The 17,939-nt window shown below is 69.8% G+C and carries 17 protein-coding genes; 16 read left to right on the plus strand and 1 reads right to left on the minus strand.

Annotated features, from left to right (window positions below; genetic code table 11):
• Nucleotides 1–22: 22 nt before the first annotated feature.
• The 8 genes from ACFXB5_RS16295 (at nucleotide 23) to ACFXB5_RS16330 (ending at nucleotide 7,261) form a co-directional block, all read left to right on the plus strand.
• A complete protein-coding gene (locus tag ACFXB5_RS16295) occupies nucleotides 23–1,171 on the plus strand; it encodes an acetyl-CoA C-acetyltransferase (protein WP_385207853.1) in 1,149 nt (382 codons plus the stop codon).
• Nucleotides 1,172–1,261: 90 nt separating this feature from the next.
• Nucleotides 1,262–1,885: a TetR family transcriptional regulator gene (locus ACFXB5_RS16300; protein ID WP_385207855.1), complete on the plus strand. Its 624-nt coding sequence runs from the start codon at nucleotides 1,262–1,264 to the stop codon at nucleotides 1,883–1,885.
• A gap of 199 nt (nucleotides 1,886–2,084) precedes the next feature.
• Nucleotides 2,085–2,453 carry a nuclear transport factor 2 family protein gene (locus ACFXB5_RS16305; protein ID WP_385207858.1) on the plus strand — a complete coding sequence of 123 codons (369 nt, stop codon included), beginning with the start codon at nucleotides 2,085–2,087 and terminating at the stop codon, nucleotides 2,451–2,453.
• On the plus strand, nucleotides 2,450–2,827 hold the full coding sequence (locus tag ACFXB5_RS16310; RefSeq protein WP_201848599.1) for a hypothetical protein: 378 nt from the start codon (nucleotides 2,450–2,452) through the stop codon (nucleotides 2,825–2,827). Before ACFXB5_RS16305 ends, ACFXB5_RS16310 begins: the two co-directional genes overlap by 4 nt.
• A gap of 59 nt (nucleotides 2,828–2,886) precedes the next feature.
• Nucleotides 2,887–3,207, plus strand: coding sequence for an EthD family reductase (locus tag ACFXB5_RS16315; RefSeq protein ID WP_201848986.1), 321 nt, complete (start codon nucleotides 2,887–2,889; stop codon nucleotides 3,205–3,207).
• A gap of 90 nt (nucleotides 3,208–3,297) precedes the next feature.
• On the plus strand, nucleotides 3,298–4,821 hold the full coding sequence (locus ACFXB5_RS16320) for a class I adenylate-forming enzyme family protein (protein WP_385207862.1): 1,524 nt from the start codon (nucleotides 3,298–3,300) through the stop codon (nucleotides 4,819–4,821).
• Nucleotides 4,818–5,858, plus strand: a complete 1,041-nt coding sequence (locus ACFXB5_RS16325; protein WP_385207865.1) for an MBL fold metallo-hydrolase — start codon at nucleotides 4,818–4,820, stop codon at nucleotides 5,856–5,858. Before ACFXB5_RS16320 ends, ACFXB5_RS16325 begins: the two co-directional genes overlap by 4 nt.
• 155 nt (nucleotides 5,859–6,013) lie before the next feature.
• A complete protein-coding gene (locus tag ACFXB5_RS16330; protein ID WP_385207868.1) occupies nucleotides 6,014–7,261 on the plus strand; it encodes an SGNH/GDSL hydrolase family protein in 1,248 nt (415 codons plus the stop codon).
• Here ACFXB5_RS16330 and ACFXB5_RS16335 read toward each other — a convergent pair.
• Complete coding sequence (locus tag ACFXB5_RS16335; protein WP_385207870.1) at nucleotides 7,245–8,171, minus strand: cupin domain-containing protein; 927 nt, start codon at nucleotides 8,169–8,171, stop codon at nucleotides 7,245–7,247. The genes ACFXB5_RS16330 and ACFXB5_RS16335 overlap by 17 nt on opposite strands.
• 100 nt (nucleotides 8,172–8,271) lie before the next feature.
• On the opposite strand from ACFXB5_RS16335, the gene ACFXB5_RS16340 reads away from it, so the two are divergent.
• The 8 genes from ACFXB5_RS16340 (at nucleotide 8,272) to ACFXB5_RS16375 (ending at nucleotide 17,821) form a co-directional block, all read left to right on the plus strand.
• Nucleotides 8,272–9,195: an MBL fold metallo-hydrolase gene (locus ACFXB5_RS16340; RefSeq protein WP_385207872.1), complete on the plus strand. Its 924-nt coding sequence runs from the start codon at nucleotides 8,272–8,274 to the stop codon at nucleotides 9,193–9,195.
• 105 nt (nucleotides 9,196–9,300) lie between these two features.
• Complete coding sequence (locus ACFXB5_RS16345; protein ID WP_385207875.1) at nucleotides 9,301–10,014, plus strand: GntR family transcriptional regulator; 714 nt, start codon at nucleotides 9,301–9,303, stop codon at nucleotides 10,012–10,014.
• A 147-nt stretch (nucleotides 10,015–10,161) separates the two neighbouring features.
• Nucleotides 10,162–10,605 (plus strand): ATP-binding protein, encoded by a 444-nt coding sequence (locus tag ACFXB5_RS16350; protein ID WP_385207878.1) that lies wholly within the window; start codon nucleotides 10,162–10,164, stop codon nucleotides 10,603–10,605.
• Nucleotides 10,606–10,615: 10 nt separating this feature from the next.
• Complete coding sequence (locus ACFXB5_RS16355) at nucleotides 10,616–11,779, plus strand: pyridoxal phosphate-dependent aminotransferase (RefSeq protein ID WP_385207881.1); 1,164 nt, start codon at nucleotides 10,616–10,618, stop codon at nucleotides 11,777–11,779.
• 159 nt (nucleotides 11,780–11,938) lie between these two features.
• Nucleotides 11,939–14,053: a hydantoinase/oxoprolinase family protein gene (locus ACFXB5_RS16360; protein WP_385207884.1), complete on the plus strand. Its 2,115-nt coding sequence runs from the start codon at nucleotides 11,939–11,941 to the stop codon at nucleotides 14,051–14,053.
• Nucleotides 14,050–15,783, plus strand: coding sequence for a hydantoinase B/oxoprolinase family protein (locus ACFXB5_RS16365; protein ID WP_385207887.1), 1,734 nt, complete (start codon nucleotides 14,050–14,052; stop codon nucleotides 15,781–15,783). Before ACFXB5_RS16360 ends, ACFXB5_RS16365 begins: the two co-directional genes overlap by 4 nt.
• A 104-nt stretch (nucleotides 15,784–15,887) precedes the next feature.
• Nucleotides 15,888–17,255, plus strand: coding sequence for an MFS transporter (locus tag ACFXB5_RS16370; RefSeq protein WP_385207890.1), 1,368 nt, complete (start codon nucleotides 15,888–15,890; stop codon nucleotides 17,253–17,255).
• Nucleotides 17,252–17,821, plus strand: a complete 570-nt coding sequence (locus tag ACFXB5_RS16375) for a cysteine hydrolase family protein (RefSeq protein ID WP_385207892.1) — start codon at nucleotides 17,252–17,254, stop codon at nucleotides 17,819–17,821. Before ACFXB5_RS16370 ends, ACFXB5_RS16375 begins: the two co-directional genes overlap by 4 nt.
• Nucleotides 17,822–17,939 lie beyond the last annotated feature (118 nt).

Here is a 17,939-nt window from a genome sequence, read left to right on the forward strand (position 1 = left end):
CCGAAACCCCTGGAGCCCCACCGTGTCGGAAGCATTCATCGTCGGAGCCGTCCGCACCCCCGTCGGCCGCCGCAAGGGCACGCTCAGCGGCGTGCACCCCGCCGATCTCGGCGCCCATGCGCTGCGCGCCCTGCTGGAGCGCACCGGAGCCGACCCGGGCGCCGTCGACGACGTGTACTTCGGGTGCGTCAGCCAGCTCGGCGCGCAGACCGGCAACATCGCACGCACCGCATGGCTGTCGGCCGGGCTGCCGCAGCACGTCCCCGGCACCACCATCGACCGCCAGTGCGGCTCCTCCCAGCAGGCCGTGCACTTCGCCGCCCAGGCGGTCGGCTCCGGGGCCGCCGATCTGGTGGTCGCCGGCGGGGTGGAGGTGATGAGCCTGGTGCCCATCGCCAGCCCCATGACCGTCGGCGAACAGGCCGGTATGGGCAGCCCGTACGCGGGGGACGGCTGGCGCGAGCACTTCGGGGACCAGGAGGTCTCCCAGTTCCGCGGGGCCGAACTGATCGCCGAGAAGTGGGGCGTCACCCGGACGGACATGGAGGAGTTCGCGCTCACCAGCCACCAGCGCGCCCTCGCCGCCCAGGCCGGCGGCGCCTTCGACGACGAGATCACTCCGGCCTTCGGACTCACCGCCGACGAGGGCCCTCGCGCCGACACCACCCTGGAGAAGATGGCCGGGCTGAAGACCCTCACTGAGGACGGCCGGCTGACCGCCGCCGTCTCCAGCCAGATCTCCGACGGAGCCGCCGCCCTGCTGATCGCCTCCGAGGAGGCGGTGAGCCGCCACGGCCTGACCCCGCTCGCGCGGGTGCACACCATGGCCGTCGTCGGCTCCGATCCGATCCATATGCTGACCGGCCCGATCCCCGCCACCGAGAAGGTCCTGGACCGGGCCGGGCTGTCGATCGGCGACATCGATTTGGTGGAGATCAACGAGGCGTTCGCCTCGGTCGTCCTCGCCTGGCAGAAGGAGATCGGCGCCGACCCGGAGCGGGTCAACGCCTTCGGCGGCGCCATCGCGCTCGGACATCCGCTCGGCGCCACCGGCGCCCGCCTCATGACCACGCTCGTCCACCAACTGCGCAGGACCCAGGGGCGCTACGGTCTGCAGACGATGTGCGAGGGCGGCGGCATGGCGAACGCGACCGTGCTGGAGCGCCTTTGACCCGGGTCTGTTCACGTCGATTGGTAACTGAGTTCAGCTTGGGGCTACTCTCGGGTACGGACACGGTGGGCTGCAGCCAGGAGACGAGGCATGGCGACGAGAATCGTTGAACCGGAAGCGGGACCGAGGTCCAAGCGCGCCGCCATCCTGGCGGCCGCTGTCGACTGCTTCGGCGAGACGGGGTTCGAGGCCACCAAGTGGTCCACCGTGGCGGAGCGGGTCGGCATCGGGCAGACGGCGCTGTACCACTACTTCGAGTCCAAGACCCACTGCCTGCTGACCATCATGCGGCTGGAGCTCCAGCGGTCCCACGACAAGTTCACGGAGGCGACCGAGGACGTCGAGGACCCGACCGAGGCGCTCCGGGCGGCCGTCCGCGCGGCCTATGACGTCTCGGACCAAGAGGTCCTGCAGATGCGGATCCTGCACAACCACATGGATCTGCTGTCCGGCACGCGTAAGTCCAAGCGGGAGGAGGCCGAGCGCGTCGAGGCCCGCAAGCTGGTTCAGCTCGTCGAGCGGAACTGGACGAACCTGCTGGTCCGGGGCATGTCCATGGGCGCTTTCCCGCTCCGGGACGCGCAACTGCTGGGCTCGGGCGTGCTCGGCCTGATCGTCAGCGTCTGGCGGTGGTACCGGCCGTCGGGGCCGACGCCGCTGTCGGATGTCAGTGAACTGATCGAGGGCGCGTGTGTGCGGATGGTCGCCACGTGACCCCCTGAGCGGCCCCTTGTCGCTTCCGGCCCCCGGCGGATATCCGCCGGGGGCCGTTTCGCGTTCTACGGGCCCTTGTCAGCCGTGTTTCTCCGGGATTAACATCCAACGTGAATTGAACTGAACTCAGGTTGATCCGGGGTCCATGGCGGCCCCGGGTCCCCGGGAGCGCTCGACCGCCGATCGAAAGGGCGCAGTCATGGCGTTGCTCACCTATTTGACCAGTATGGACAGCCCGCATCCGGAACGGACGCTGGACCTGCTCGAACCCGACTTCCGATTCCTCATCGCCCTGCCGGGCCATGAGGTCACCGGCGAGTCCAAGGAGGACTTCGCCGCGTACATAGCCGGCCGGAACCCCAAGGAACGGTCGCATGAGATCCTGCGCCACAGCCGGGAGGGCGACCTCGAGACCGTGTACGGGGTGGTGACGGAGGGCGGGCGGTACACCGGCTCCTTCCTCTCGGCCGCGGTGATCTCGCCCGGCGGGCTCATCGCGCGCTACCAGTCATTCTTCACCACCTCGTTCGAACTGGTCGACTGGGCGGGCGACGGGAGCCGGGCATGACGGACACCCCGGCCGCGGCCCCCTTCCTCACCGCGTGGTTCGAGATACTGGACGGTGACGAGCCGTCCCGGATCCTCGACCTGATCAGCGACGACTTCTCGCTGTCCATCCTGTTCTCCACCGGCGACGGCAACGCCACCGACTTCGCCGGGGACCGCGCCGCCCTGGTGGGCTACCTCGAACAGCGCGAGAAGGGCACCCGCACCCACCATCTGCTGTCGGCGACCACGCTCGGCCAGGACGAGCTCTTCCTGGGCGAGGTACGACGGGCGGGCGTCCCCGAAGCCAGCTTCGTCGCCGCCGGGCGGGTGAACGGCGAAGGCCGGCTGCGGCGCCTGCTGATCGGGCGCTCATCCGAGATCCGCTTCACCTGACCGGTATCGGACCCGCCCACCACTCACATCCCATCGACCCCGTGCGGAGTAGCACTGTCATGTACAACCTCGTCCTGCTGGCAGCCCGTCCCCCGGAGTGGACGCACGAGCAGTTCATCACCTGGTGGCGCGGCGACCACGCGGAGCTGACCTACCGCCTGCCCGGCCTGCGTGCCTGGCGCCACATCGACATCGACGCCGCTCTGGAGCCGCGTTCCGAGGGCTGGGACGGGCTCTCCGTGCTCGGCTTCGACTCCCCGGAGGACCTGAAGAAGGCCCTCGCGAGCCCCGAGTGGGCCGCGGCCGTCGCCCAGGTCGGCGACATGAAGGGCCGCCGGATCGCGGTCATGGGGCATGAGGCGGAGATGTTCGCCGCCTGAGGATTCCGGGCCGCCCGGCCCGGTCCAGCGGCAGGGCAAGCACCACAGAGTTCGGCAAACGGAGTTCGGCACAGCGCAACGAGGGGCAGGATGCGACAGGTAGTGCGGGAGTTCCAGCAGCAGGCGGATGAAGCCGACTTCATCGCCGTGATCGACGACACCGGCAGCCATACGGCCCGGGAGCTGCTCGAGGAGGCCGTCCGGCTGGCCGAGGCGCTGTCCGCCGACGCGCCCGACGAGTCGGCAGGTGGCGGATCGGTCGGCACCGTCCTGGTCCAGGCCGACAACTCATGGCGTACCGTCGCCGCCACTCTGGCCGTGGGCCTGCGGGGCGGGGTTCTCGCGGTGGTCAATCGGCACACCACCCCCGCCGAGTTCGACGCCGCGTGGGAGGACATCCGCCCCGACGCCGTCGTCGCCGAGCCCTCGGCGATGGACGAGTGGACGGTACCCACCCGGCTCCCCGGCCCGGCGCGGAGCGTCCTCGACGGCTGGACCTGCCGGTCCACACCCCACCAGCGCGAGGTGGCGCGGTGGTCGGACGGCGCCCTCATCGGCCTGACCTCCGGCTCCACCGGGCGGCCCAAGGGTGTCGTACAGTCCGAGCGAGCCCTGCGCTACGCCGCCACGAGCACCGTCAACGTCAACGGCCTGTCGCCGGGCGACGCCGTCGCGGCGATCGTGCCGCTGTCGTCCACGGCGGCCTACTGCTTCGGGGTCTATCTCTCCCTCCTGCTGCGCGGGCCGCTCGTCCTGACCGGGAAGTGGGACCGGGCGGTGGCGATGCGGCGCATGGCCGACGCCGGTGTCCGCTGGACCATGTGCGTACCGACCATGGCGCTGCAGATGGGCACCGAGGCGGCCGGCTCCGGCGTCCTCCGGGGCGTCCGGTCGATCACCGTCGGCGGCGGGCCCATGGACCGTGGCGCGCTGGCCCGCGCCGAACGCTCCCTGGGCACGAAGATCCTCCGCGTCTTCGGCATGTCCGAATGCCTGGGTCACACCTCGCCCAGCCCCGACGACCCCGAGGAAATCCGGCTCGGCAGGGACGGCCGCCCCTTCCCGGGCACGGACGTGCGCGCGCTCACCCCCGACGGCCAGGTGGCCGGACCGGGGGTGACCGGCCGGGCGCAGGTCCGCGGCCCCTCGCTCTTCCTCGGGTACGCCCGCGAGGGCAGAACCGATCCGCCGGCGCTGACGGAGGACGGCTATCTGCCCACCGGCGACCTGCTGATGACCCACGAGGACGGCACCATCAGCATCATGGGCCGCGAGAAGGACATCATCATCCGGGGCGGCCGCAACATCGACATCACCGAGATAGAACGCGCGGTCGCCAGTCATCCGCGCGTGGCCAGGGCCTGTGTCGCGCCGGTCCCCGACGATGTCCTCGGCGAACGCGTGGCGCTGCTCGTCGTCGCCGAGGAGGACGGCGACGGCGTCGATCTGGCCGAGGTGACCGGCCATCTGGAGAGCGTCGGTCTGTCCAAGACCAAGTGGCCCGAGTACGTCTACGGCGTCGAGGAACTGCCCCAGACGAAGGTCGGCAAGCTCGACCGGGGCGGGGCCCGTGACCTGGCCTTCAGGCTGCACGCCCACGAAGGAGAAGCATGACAGCGCGGTTCGACCAGGCTCCATGGGCGACGGCCGGAATCCAGACCGTACAGCCGGGGGTGCACCGAGTGCCGTTGCCCCTGCCGGAGGACGGCCTGCGAGCCGTCAACGTCTATCTGCTGGAGGGTCTGGCCGACGACGGCGGCATCGTCATGATCGACGGGGGCTGGGCGATCCCCGAGGCGCGCAAGGCGCTCGAGGAGGGCTTGGCCGCCATCGACCGCGACCTCGGCGCCATCAGCCACATCCTGGTCACCCACATCCACCGCGACCACTACACCCAGGCGGTGGAACTGCGCCGGCTGCTCGGCTCGCGCGTCTATCTCGGTGCGGGGGAGCGCCCCGGCCTGGAGATGCTCGACCGGCTGCGCAGCGACCAGCCCGTCGGCTCGCTGCGGACCCTGCGCGCGGCGGGCGCCGGGGAACTCGCCGACCGCATCGAGGCGATGGACCACGGCGGCCACGACCCGAGTGTCTGGGAGGCCCCCGATCACTGGCTCGGCGCGGAGACCCTGCGCTTCGGCGAGCGCGAACTGCAGGTCGTCCCCACCCCCGGACACACCAAGGGCCATGTGGTCTTCCTGGACGAACAGCGGGGGCTGGTGTTCTCCGGGGACCACGTCCTGCCGCACATCACCCCGTCCATCGGCTTCGAACTGGCCGAGCCCGGTGGCCGTCCGCTCGCCGACTACCTGGACTCCCTGCGGCTGATGACCCGCTACGCCGACGCCCGCCTGCTGCCCGCCCACGGACCGGTCGCCGACTCCACCCACACCCGGGTCGCCGAATTGCTCGCCCACCACGACGACCGGCTGGCCGGCAGCCTGACGGCGCTGGGCGAGAACACGCTCGACGCCCACGCGGTGGCGCGGAAGCTCGCCTGGACGCGCCGGGCAGTGCCGTTCGGGGAGTTGAGCGCCTTCAACCAGATGCTCGCGATCAATGAGACGGCCGCGCACCTGGATGTCCTCGTACTGCGGGGCCAGGCGGCGGTGGCCCACGCCGACGGTGTGCATCGGTACACGCGCGTGCGATGACGACGCCGTACATACGTCCATCGAATAGATCCGATGACCATGAGGTGACTAGCGGCTAATCCCGGGCAGTTTGGCGTTCTCTCTCGACAGCCGGATCGGAATTGCGTATCAATTCATCCGATCACTGAACTGTCGAGAGAACGAAAGGCCGCATCATGCAGAGACCGGGCTTACCCGCACGCGCCATCGGCCTCCTGGCCGCGACCGCCGCCGCCCTCGGGGCCTTCGTGGCCACCGGAACCGAGTCCTACGCCGCCCAGTCCACCGCCCAGCCCGCGACGCCTCCCGCCCCGCGCTCCTCCGTCGTCACCTGGGCCTCCAGCGCCTACCCGGCGGGAACCGCCGCCCAGGACCTGACCTACCGGTTCGTCGTCCACACCAGCGTCGGCGGCCGGGACCTGCGGATCCGGCTCTCCAACGCCTACGGCGACCAGCCGGTGACCTTCGGCCACGCCTACGCCGGGGTACGCGAGTCCGGGGCGGCGGTCGTGCCCGGCAGCAACCGAACGCTGACCTTCCGCGGCGCGTCGTCAGTGACCGTACCGGCGGGCGGCGTCGTGTACAGCGATCCGCTGCCGGGCCGCGTCCAGCCCCAGTCGGACCTCGCGATCAGCCTCTATGTGCGCGGTGCGGGCACCCTCGCGACCGGCCACAAGGGGGCCCGTGCGACCCAATACGTCGCACCGGTCGGCGACCACGCCGCGGAGGAGGGCGCCGCCGCCTACTCCCAGCAGATCACCTCCTGGTACTACCTGGACGCCGCCGTCGTGCGGCCCCCGCGCGGCACCGGCGCCGTCGTCGCCTTCGGCGACTCGATCACCGACGGCTCCGCCTCCACTCAGGACACCAACCGCCGCTGGCCGGACTTCCTCGCCCGGCGGCTGCTCGCCGACCCCCGCTCCCGGCTCAAGGGCGTGGCCAACGAAGGAATCTCCGGCAACAGGGTCCTCGCCGACGGCTCGGCCGAGAGCGCGCTGAAGCGACTCGACCGGGATGTGCTCACCCAGGCCGGTGTGCGCACGACGATCCTGCTGGAGGGCATCAACGACATCAAGGCCACGCCGGGCCCCACGGCCGACGACCTCATCGCCGGCTACCGGCAGATCATCGCCAGGTCCCACGCGCGTGGCAGGTGCGTGGTCGGGGCGACGGTCATGCCGTACGAGGGCTGGCGGGAGTACGAGGTCGTCGACGAGACGGTCCGCCAGCAGGTCAACGCCTTCATCCGCACCAGCGGCGAGTTCGACGCGGTCGTCGATTTCGACAAGGCCGTCAGGGACCCCGCGGCGCCCACCCGAATGCTCCCCGCCTACGACAGCGGCGACCACCTCCACCCCAATGACACCGGTATGCGGGTCATGAGCGACGCCATCTCCCTCCGCGCCCTCAGCTGCGACCGCTGACCCCCTGACCCCCTCCACCCCGGCCCCCGGCCCGCGCCGGGGGCCCGGCACCTCCTTCGGCTGGTGACTGGTCGGCCGGTGCTCGGCCCGCGGCCTTGCGGTACCGCCCCGGGGTGGTACCGAACTCCCGCTGGAAGGCGTGTGAGAGTGCGTACGGGCTGCCGTAGCCGACCCGGCCGGCGATGGAGGCCAGGGTGTCCGAAGTGTCCCGGAGCAGAGTGGCGGTCAGGATGATGCGCCACCACGTGAGGTACGCCATCGGAGGGCGGCCGACCAGGGTGGTGAACCGGCGCGCCAGGGTGGGGCGGGAGACGTTCACCTCCATGGCCAGGCGCTCGGTGGTCCACGGGGCAGCCGGATCCGAGTGCAGCGCCCGCAGCGCGGCGGCCGTCACCGGGTCACCCAGGACGCGGGGCCAGGCTCCGCTGGTGGCCTCGGTCATCCAGGAGCGGATCATGTAGACGAGGAGCAGGTCGAGCAGGTTCGGCAGCGCGATGCAGGAGCCGGGCCGGCTCTCGTCCAGTTCACCGGCGAGCAGGTCGATCGCTGCGCGCAGTTCGAGGTGGCCGCCCACGCGGCTGGGAAGGTGGACGACCCGGGGCATCTCCGCGAGAAGCGGGTGGATGCGGCTGCAGTCGAGCCGGTACTGCCCGCAGAGGATCTCCGTCTCGCTCGGGGAGTCGGCGAGCACATGGCCTGTCCCATGGGGGAGCAGCACCGCGTCACCCACGCCGAGGGACACCGGGTCACCGCCGTCGGGCAGCAGCCGGCAACCACCCTTGAGCACCACGTGAAAGCCCGCGCCGCCGAACGGGTCAAGCCGCGTGCACCCACCGCCGTTCATCCGCAGCCGGTGGGACGAGGGGTGTCCCAGACGCATGGCGGAGATCGCGTCGCTCACCACATCCATTCATGCAGAGTATCTTCCGTATGAGACATGAGACGGATACGTATCTCAGTGAGCCGGATGCGCATTGAGAGGCTCTTACGGCCTTCCTAGGGTCGAGTGCATGACGAACGAGAGTGTGCACCGCCTTGTGCTGGGCGATGTCGAGGTCATCCGGGTCGTGGAATGGCAGGGCCCGTTCGTGCCCGTCTCCGACCTGGTCGCGGAGACCGCCGGCGAGGTGTGGAAGGACAATGCGGACTGGCTGGCGCCGGACCACTGGGAGCCGGATACCGACCGGCTGGTGCTGGCGCTGCAGACCTGGGTGCTGCGCAGCGGCGGGCGGACCGTCCTGGTCGACACGGGAGTGGGCAAGGGGCGCGAACGGCCGGGCTCGCCGCCGTTCCACCACTGGCAGGGCGATCTTCTCGGCTGTCTGGCGAAGGCCGGCGTCCGCCCGCAGGACGTCGACGTCGTCGTCAACACCCACCTGCACATCGACCATGTCGGCGGGAACACCGTCGAGGCGGACGGGGAGTGGATACCGGCGTTCCCCAACGCCCAGTACCTCATCCCGGCCGCCGACGACTTCCACTTCGGTCCGGACGGCATGTATGGCAACGGCTCGCAGGCGGACGGCCGCCTGATTTACGAGGACAGCGTCGCGCCCATCCACCGGGCCGGACAGGCCGTGCGATGGGACGGTTCCCACCGCATCGACGAGCACCTCACTCTGGAATCCGCGCCCGGCCACACCCCCGGCTCGTCCGTGCTGCGGCTCGCCTCCGGTGGCGACCGGGCCGTCTTCGTCGGGGACTTGCTGCACAGCCCGGTGCAGATCCTCCAGCCCTGCTGCAACAGCAACGCCTGCCTGGACTCGGAACAAGCGGTGGCGAGCCGCCTGCGCATTCTCCAACGCGCGGCCGACCAGAGGGAGTTGCTCGTCCCCGCACACTTCGCGGGTGCCGCGGGAGCCGTGGAGGTCCAGCGGGGAGACGCCGGATTCACCCTGGGCCCATGGGCAACGGGGGCGCCGGGCGCGTCGTGATGTCGGAACATCACCGTGGCACGACTCCCTTGTCGTCGAAGTCGGATCCAGACTGAGATCTCGGGGCGAAGGTCGTGAGATCGCAATTACGCTAAGGTGGGGGGTGTGAAGTACCTGCCGGCCATCCTGAGCGAAGATCATCCGAGCCTCAGCGCCACCGAGCGCGCATACGCCACCATCAAGCGCCAGATCATCGAACTCGAGCTGGAGCCCGGCGCTCATGTCACCAAGTCGACCCTCGCGCGCCGGGCCGGTGCCAGCACGATGCCCGCCCGGGAGGCCCTGACCCGGCTGCAGAGGGACGGTCTGGTGCAGGCACTGCCGCGCTCGGGCTACCGCATCCTGCCGGTCACCCTCAAGGGGACCCGTGACCTCTGTGCCTTCCGTCGGCTGCTGGAGGTCGAGGCGACGGGTCTCGCGGCGGAGATCGGCTGCCCCGAGCGTGATCTCGCCCGGATGGAGGAGCTCCTGTCGGTCACGTACGAGACGGGGGACCCGGCCAGTCTCGACGCGTTCCTGCGCGCCAACCTCGAGTTCGACGCGATCATCGCCAACCGGTGCGGCAATGACATGCTGGCTCAGGCGATCATCCGGGTCTTCGACGAGTTGGAGCGAGTCCTGCGGATCACGCTGAAGTCCCTGCCCTTCTCGGAACCGGCCGTGCACCAGCGGCGGGAGATCCTCGAGGCGATCCGGGACCGTGACCCGGCCGCGGCCCGTGCGGCCATGGGCGCCAGAACGCGGACCGCCCAGGAGCAGATCATCGACCAGCTCGTGTCTCATGCGTCGCTCGCCGAGGTCAGCATCAGTGTCACCTGATCCCGGAGGGCCGGATTCATTTCGTGTGCCCAGGGGGTTGAAGCGGATTTGCGGACGAATGTAAGATCTCAGTAGAGGATATCTAAGATCTTAGTTGGGGGGGGGTGGAAACCGACTCCTGCCTCCTGACACATCGAGATGATCGCTATGAACGCCACAGCGCTCTGCCGGACCGACCGGACATTCTCTCTGCCACCTTCCGCCGCCGACGTGCCCGTGGTCCGGAGCGCCCTGGTGGAGACCCTCCTCGAGTGGGGAATCCCCGAGGGCGGCGAGCTGATCCACACCGTCGGCCTCATCGCCTCGGAGTTGGTGACCAACGCCGTGCATCACGCCGGCGTGTTCACGCCGAGCATCGTCGTCATCCTCAGGATCGGCGAGGACGGAACGCTGGAACTCGGTGTCCGCGACAACTCGCGCGACGTTCCGAGGCCGACGGCCGCCTCCCCGGAGGCCACCCACGGCCGCGGAGCGGCGATCGTCGACGCACTGCTCACCGAATTCGGCGGGAGTCTCACGGCCGAACGGCATCCCGACGGCAAGACCGTCTGGGCCCGGCTGCCCGGCTGCCCGGCGCACCAAGATCCGTGAAGGGAACCTGATGAAGCTGGAACGTCTGCCGGCTCTCGAACTCGCCGACCGTGCCCGGATGGCACCGCCGAGCCATGCGGCCATGGTCCCCTTCCGCGGCGTGCCGATGCTGCCCATGCCGGAACACGTCGTGGAGGCGGTGCGGACTGCCGCGGGTGAGGTGTTCCCCCGGAGCAGCCGCGGTTCCGAAGAACTCCGCCAGGCGATCGCTTCACGTCTGGCGGCCGCGTACGGGCTCGCCGTGGACCCGGGGCGCGAGCTGCTGATCACCCACGGCGCCCAGCACGGGATGAGCGTGGCGCTGAGGGCTCTGCTGTCGCCGGGCGACGAAGTCGTGATCCCCGCTCCGAGCTATTTCTTCGACGGCATGGTCCGCCTGGCGGGAGCCCGGCCGGTGTACGTACCGTCCGACGAGAGCCGCGGCTGGGACCATGTCCCGGCGGCTGTTGAGGCCGCGATCACTCCGGCCACCCGGGCACTGCTGGTCTGCAACCCCAACAATCCGACCGGTTATGTGCCCAGCCGGGAGCGGCTGTGTCAGCTTTTGACCATCGCCGCCCGCCACGGTCTGACCGTCTTCTCCGACGAGTCCTACGAGCGGTATGTATGGGACGGGCCCGGCTATGTGCCGCAAATGCTGCTGCGCGATCACCATCCGGACCTGGTCACCGTCACCAGCCTCAGTAAGAACTACGCCTTCACCAGCTGGCGGGTCGGCTATGTGCACGCCCCCGCCCACCTGCTGAAGCCGATACACCATGCCTTCGAATGGGACGCCATCAACGTCGGTGACGTGGCCCAGGCCGCGGCGCATGCCGTCATGACCGGCCCGCAACACTGGATCGAACAAGAGTTCGCCACTATGCGGGCCCGGCGTGACATTCTCCGCGGCGGGCTGGAGGGCGCCGGCCTCGCTTCGGTGCGCCCCGACGCCGGCGTCTTCGTCTTCGCCGACTGCACCCCTCTTCGATTCCGTGGGCGCCGGCTGGAGCGGCTGCTGCTGGATCACGGCATGACGGCCATCGCGGGAGACGCCTTCGCGGGGCCGGATACCCACGTCCGCATGGTGTACGGGGGATCCGCCGCCGACCTCGAGGAAGTGGGGCGGCGGCTCGGGGAGTTGAGGCGGGGGAGTGGGGACGGCGTAGTGGCCCGCCCGCCTGTCGCGGAGTAACGGGAACGGAAGTTGGCGCGCGGTACGGCGAGGTGCCGTAGGAACAACAAAGATCTTAACCACTCATTGCTGAGATCTCACATCTGCCTTATGGTCATCGCAGCTGCCGGAGGGGCGGCGCGAGGGAGCCCTCCAGGGCCGCCTTTCAAGGAGCCGAACATGCCAGGACCCGCTTTGACCGATCCCGACGGAAGCTGGCGAGTCGCCGCCGACATCGGTGGGACCTTCACCGATGTCATCGCTCTGGGCCCGGGAGGCCGGGTCGTCCCCGTGAAGGTCCTCTCCACACCGCCGGACTTCGGCAGCGGCGTCCTCGGCGGAACCCGGGCCGCGCTCTCCGCGGCGGACGCGCTCCCGCACCAGGTCACGGCGATGCTGCACGCCACCACGGTGGCCACCAACGCCATTCTGGAGACGCGGGGAGCGCGTACCGCCCTGTTGACCACGCGGGGATTCCGGGACGTCCTGGAACTCGGGCGCCTGCGCCGCCCCCTGCTGTACGACCTCTCCTGGCAGCGGCCCACCCCGCTCGTTTCCCGGCGCCACCGCTACGAGATCGACCAGCGCATCACCGCCGACGGCCGCCTCGAGCCTCCGGCGGACTCCGCTGAACTGGCGCGGGTGGCAGCCGAGATCCGGGCCGAGGGCATCGAGGCGGTGGCGGTGTGTCTGATCAACTCCTATGTCCGCCCCGAGGAGGAGCGCCGAGTCGCCGCCGAACTGCGGGCCCTCCTGCCCGGCGCGTATGTGACCGCCTCCGTCGACATCACGCCTCAGATGCAGGAGTACGAGCGCACCAGTACCGCGGTCGTGAACAGCTATGTGGGGCCCCAGGTCCATGACTATGTCACCGCGCTCGGCGAGGGTCTGCGGGAAGCCGGCGTCTCCGCGCCCTTGATGATCATGCAGTCCAGCGGCGGCCTCCTCGACGCGCCCTCAGTGGTGGGGCGCCCGGTACAGATCATCGAGTCGGGGCCCGCCGCAGGCGTCATCGCCGTACGGAAACTCTCCCAGCTCATGGGGATCGACTCGGTGGTCGCCTTCGACATGGGCGGCACCACGGCCAAGGCATCCCTCATCGAGAACGGGGAGCCGTTCGTCGCCGGCGACTACGAGGTCGGCGGGGGTATGAACATCACCCGCGGCATGGGCAAGGGGGCCGGATACGCGCTGCGCGTGCCCTCCATCGACATCGCCGAAGTGGGTGCGGGCGGGGGCAGCGTCATCTCCACCGACGTCGCCGGATCCCTGCGGGTCGGACCGGAGAGCGCCGGCTCCCGGCCCGGTCCCGCCTGCTACGGCAACGGAGGGACCAGCCCCACGCTGACCGATGCCAATGTGGTCCTGGGCTACCTCAGTTCGCAGGCCCTGGCCGGCGGGCGGGTGACCATCGAGCCGGACCTCGCCCGGCAGGCCATCGCCCCGGTGGCCCAGGACCTTGGCGTCGACATCCCGGCGGCCGCGCGCGGAGCCTACGAAGTCGCCGTGTCCAGCATGACCAAGGCAGTCAAGGCCGTCACCAGCGAACGCGGCCGAGATCCGCGGCAGGCGGTCATGGTGGCCTTCGGCGGTGCCGGGCCTCTCTACGGCGCGGCCATCGCCCGGGAACTCGGTATCGACACCGTCATCGTCCCCGTGCACACCGGGCTGTTCAGCAGTCTGGGACTCCTCGTCGCCGACACCGAACGGCAGGCGGTGGTGCCCCACCGGGCGGACCTCGACGCGCTCGACCTGCTCGGTGCGGAGTTCGACCGGATGACCAAGGAAGTCACCGAGGCCCTGCGGGAGGCCGCTCCCTCCGCGCACACCGAGGTACAGCGGGTCTTCGACATGCGCTACCGAGGTCAGCGGTTCGAGCTGTCCGTCACCGTCCCCGACGGGAAGCTGGACTCCGGCCTGATGGCCTCCGTGCGGCAGCGGTTCCACGCCGAGCACCACCGCACCTACGGCCGCGCCGGTACCGATGAGCTTGTGGAGATCGTCAACCTGCGCGTCCGCGGGCGGGTGCGCAATCCCGTCAGCGTCGAGCGGCTCCTGAGCCTGCCGCCGTCGGCGCCCCGTGCCGAAACGACCCGTGGGTGCCGATTCGACCGGACCGAGCCGACCCCGGTCATCCCCCGCGCCGCGCTGTCACCGGAGCCCCGGCAAGGCCCCCTCGTCATCGAGGACATGGATGCCACCACCCTCGTACCGCCGGCGGCCACCGCCCACCGCGACCGCTTCAACAACATCGTCATCAGCTGGACGACCACAGTCCCGGAGGCAACCTCATGAGCCCGCGCCCGATCAGCGACGCCGCCACGTTCGAGGTCTACCGGAACGCGGTGACCGGACTCGCGGACGAGATGGCGATCACCATTCTGCGCACCGCGCACTCCCAGATCGTCGCCTCCAGCATGGACTTCTCGGCCGCGCTGTGCGACGCCTCGGGACGGGTGATCGCACAGGCCAACACCTGTCCGGTGCACCTCGGCTCCATCCCCGAAGCCATGGGCGCCGTGCTGACGGCCTTCGGCGACTCCGTCCGCCCGGGCGACGTCTACCTTCTCAACGATCCCGACCTGGGCGGCATGCACCTGCCCGACATCTTCGCGATCGCCCCGGTGTTCACCTCCGGACAGGAACTGCTCGGCTACTCGGTCACCGTCGTCAACCACGTGGACGTGGGAGGCTGGGCCGCGGGATCCATGGCGGTGCAGTCCACCAGCATCTTCGCGGAAGGCGTGCAAATACCGCCGTCCCGGCTGTGCGACGCGGGCACGCTCAACGACACCTTCCTCGCGCTCATCCTCCGCAACGTGCGCGAGCCGGACCTTCTCCGTGGCGACCTGGAAGCGCAGCTCGCCGCGTGTCACGCGGGCGGGGAAGGACTGAAGGAACTGGCCCAACGCCACGGTACCGACGGGTTGGCCGCACTCAACGAGGAACTCCTCGCCTACTCCGAGACCCTGTTGCGCGCGGCGCTCGCCGAGGCCCCCGACGGTGCCTACGCGTTCGAGGACTTCATCGACGACGACGGCATGGGCTCGCCGCCCATCCCCTTCCGCGTCACCGTCACCATCACCGGGGACACCCTGCACGTGGACTTCACCGGGTCCTCCCCCCAGGTCGCCTCGGCCCTCAACGCCACCGAGTCCTTCACCCGGTCCGCCTCCTACGCGGCCATCCAGGGCGCCCTGGGCTCCGACATCCCGGCCAACAGCGGCTTCTACCGGCCCCTCACCTTCACGATCCCCGAGGCCTCCATCCTCAACGGCCGAAGGCCCTCGGCCCGCGGCGCCCGGGGCCTGGTCGCCTACCGCATCATCGACACCGTACTCGGGGCGCTGGCTCCCGTCTTCCCCGACCGGGTCCCGGCCGCGGGCGACGGCGGCCCGGACTCCGTGGCCATCGGCATCACCGGGGAGAACGGAACCACCAACGTCCTGTGGGACATCCTGTGCGGGGCCTGGGGAGCCCGGCCGGACCGCGACGGTGTGGACGGCGTCAGCCCGCTCGGCGCCAACCTGGCCAACGTACCGGTGGAGGAACTCGAGCAATCCGGCCATGTACGCATCGACGGCTACGGCTATCTGCCCGACACCGGCGGCCCCGGCCGGTGGCGCGGCGGTCTGTCGACCTTCCGCGACATGACGGTTCTCGCCCCCACGGTCTCGGTGCAGATCCGTTCCGACCGGCGCACCCACCTGCCCTACGGCCTCCAGGGAGGAGCCCAGGGCACGCCGTCGTCCAACATCCTCAACCCCGGCACCCCACTGGAGCAGATACTCCCCGCCAAGGTCGTCCAGCTCCTCGCCGCAGGCGAACGCCACCGGCACGTCACCGCCGGCGGAGGCGGCCACGGCGACCCCTTCACCCGGGATCCCGACCGTGTCCTGCGGGACGTACTCGACGGGAAAGTCACCGCCTCCGCGGCGACCCGCGACTACGGAGTCGTCATCACCCCCGACGGCGCGATCGACGCGGCGGCAACACGGCGACGGCGCGCCGCTGGGCGCCACTAGCACCGTCCCCGCCCCCTCACCCCCACCTCACCGTCCCCGCCCCCTCACCATCCTCACCCCCCACCTCACCATCCTCGGACCCCGCTCACCGAGAGGACCCCGTCATGGCCGAGGTCACCGCCCCGACAAAGACAACAGACGACGACATGCGCCGGGTCTGGCGCAAAGTAGGTATCCGCATCATCCCGCTCATCGGCCTCGCCTACGTGATGAGCTATATCGACCGTGCCAATCTCGGCTACGTGGCACAGTCGCTCAACAAGAGTCTCGGCATCACCGCCGGACAGCTGGGCCTGGCCTCCGGCCTGTTCTTCATCGGCTACATTCTCGTGGAGATCCCCAGCAATATGATGCTGCGCCGATTCGGGGCGCGGAAATGGATCACCCGCATCCTGGTCTCCTGGGGCCTCGTCACCATGGGGACCGCGGCCGTGCAGAGCGTTGGTCAGCTCTACGTCATGCGAATCCTGCTCGGTTTCGCGGAGGCCGGGCTGGCCGCCGGAATCCTGCTGTACATGACCTTCTGGTTTCCCAGGAGACAGCGTGCATGGGCCATGTCGATCTTCTTCATCATGATTCCGCTGTCCGGCATCATAGGATCGCCCCTCGCCGCGGCCATGCTGTCCTGGGGCGAACAGCTCACCGGGTACGCCGGGTGGCGGTCGTTGTTCTTCACCGAGGGCCTGTTCACCGTCCTGTCCGGAACCCTGATCTACGGCCTGCTGCCGGACCGGCCCGCCGACGCGAAGTGGCTGACACCCCAGGAGAAGGACGCCATCCAGCATCGACTGACCCTGGAAACCGCCCAGCAGAACGCACACGGCGCGCTCACCGGGGTGCGTCAGGCGCTTTCCAGCGGACGCGTGTGGACGCTGTCTTTCGCCTTCTTCGCCATCGTCTTCGGCCTGTACCCCATCGCCTTCTTCCTGCCGACGATGATCTCCACGCTCACCGGGAACGCGTCCACGATCTCGGATGTCAGCAGCGTGCTGCTCGCCGGCATCCCCTCGGCCATCGCCATCGTCGCCATGCTTGCCTGGGCCAAGGTGGCGGCGCGCCGGTCCGTGGTGTTCTCCACGGCGGTACCCCTGGCCTTCGGTGTCGTAGGCCTGCTGCTGGCCACCTTCACCCACAACGACGTGTTGTTCATCGGGGCGTTCTGCGTCAGCGTCTCCGGCGTCTTCACCGCCATGCCGCAGTTCTGGCGACTGCCGCCGCTGTGCCTGACCGGTGCCGCCGCGGCCTCGGGCATCGCGCTGATCAACTCGGTGAGCAACGTCAGCGGCTTCATCGGCCCCTATATGACCGGCGCCATCGCGGACGCGACCGGCGACTTCACCTACGCCCTCCTGGCCATCGCCCTCATGCTCACCGCCGGATTGGTGATCCTGCTGACGGCCGGGCGAAAAGCGGAACAGTCAACCGTCCAGGATCCACTGCCCCAGCCCCACGACACGGAGAAGATCGGGTGACCGGCCGCACCGACACCGCACTCATCATCGGTGACATGCAGACAGGCATCCTGGCCAACTACCCGTTCAGCCGAGCGCCCGTGTCCCCCATGCGGTCGTTGGTACGCGCGGCTCGCGCGCATGGCATCCTCGTCGTCTTCGTGCGTACGGAGCTGAGGGCATCGGGAGCCGATGTCTCCGAGAACAACACCCTGTTCACGGCGTTTCACCGAGCCGGCCCCCTGTTTCATGAGGGATCCGGGGAGACGGACATCAGTCCGCGACTGGCACCGCAACCGGAGGATGTCGTCATCACCAAGCGCCGCACCAGCGCATTCGTCGGAACGGAACTCGAACTGGTGCTGCGCGCCCACCACGTCGAATCGCTCGCGCTGACAGGCGTGGCGACCAGCGCAATGGTCGCGGGAACGCTCTACGACGCCCTGGACCGCGACTACCGGGCCACCGTCCTGAGCGACGCCTGCGCGGACGCCGAGGCGGACGTCCATGACTTCTTCATGGAGCGCGTCTTCCCCGGACGAGGGGCGAGGGTCATGACAGTGGAGTCCTGGCTCAGCGAGCTGTGAACCGCTCCCACGCCCATCGACGGGCGGGCGGGGGCGGGACCCCACCGCCCCCCGCGCCCGCCCGCACCGCAGTGGTGGCGGGCCCCCGGGGCGCGGGGCGCGGGGGGCAGGGGACTGG

This window comes from Streptomyces sp. NPDC059455 (assembly GCF_042750115.1).
Taxonomy (GTDB): Bacteria; Actinomycetota; Actinomycetes; order Streptomycetales; family Streptomycetaceae; genus Streptomyces; species Streptomyces endocoffeicus.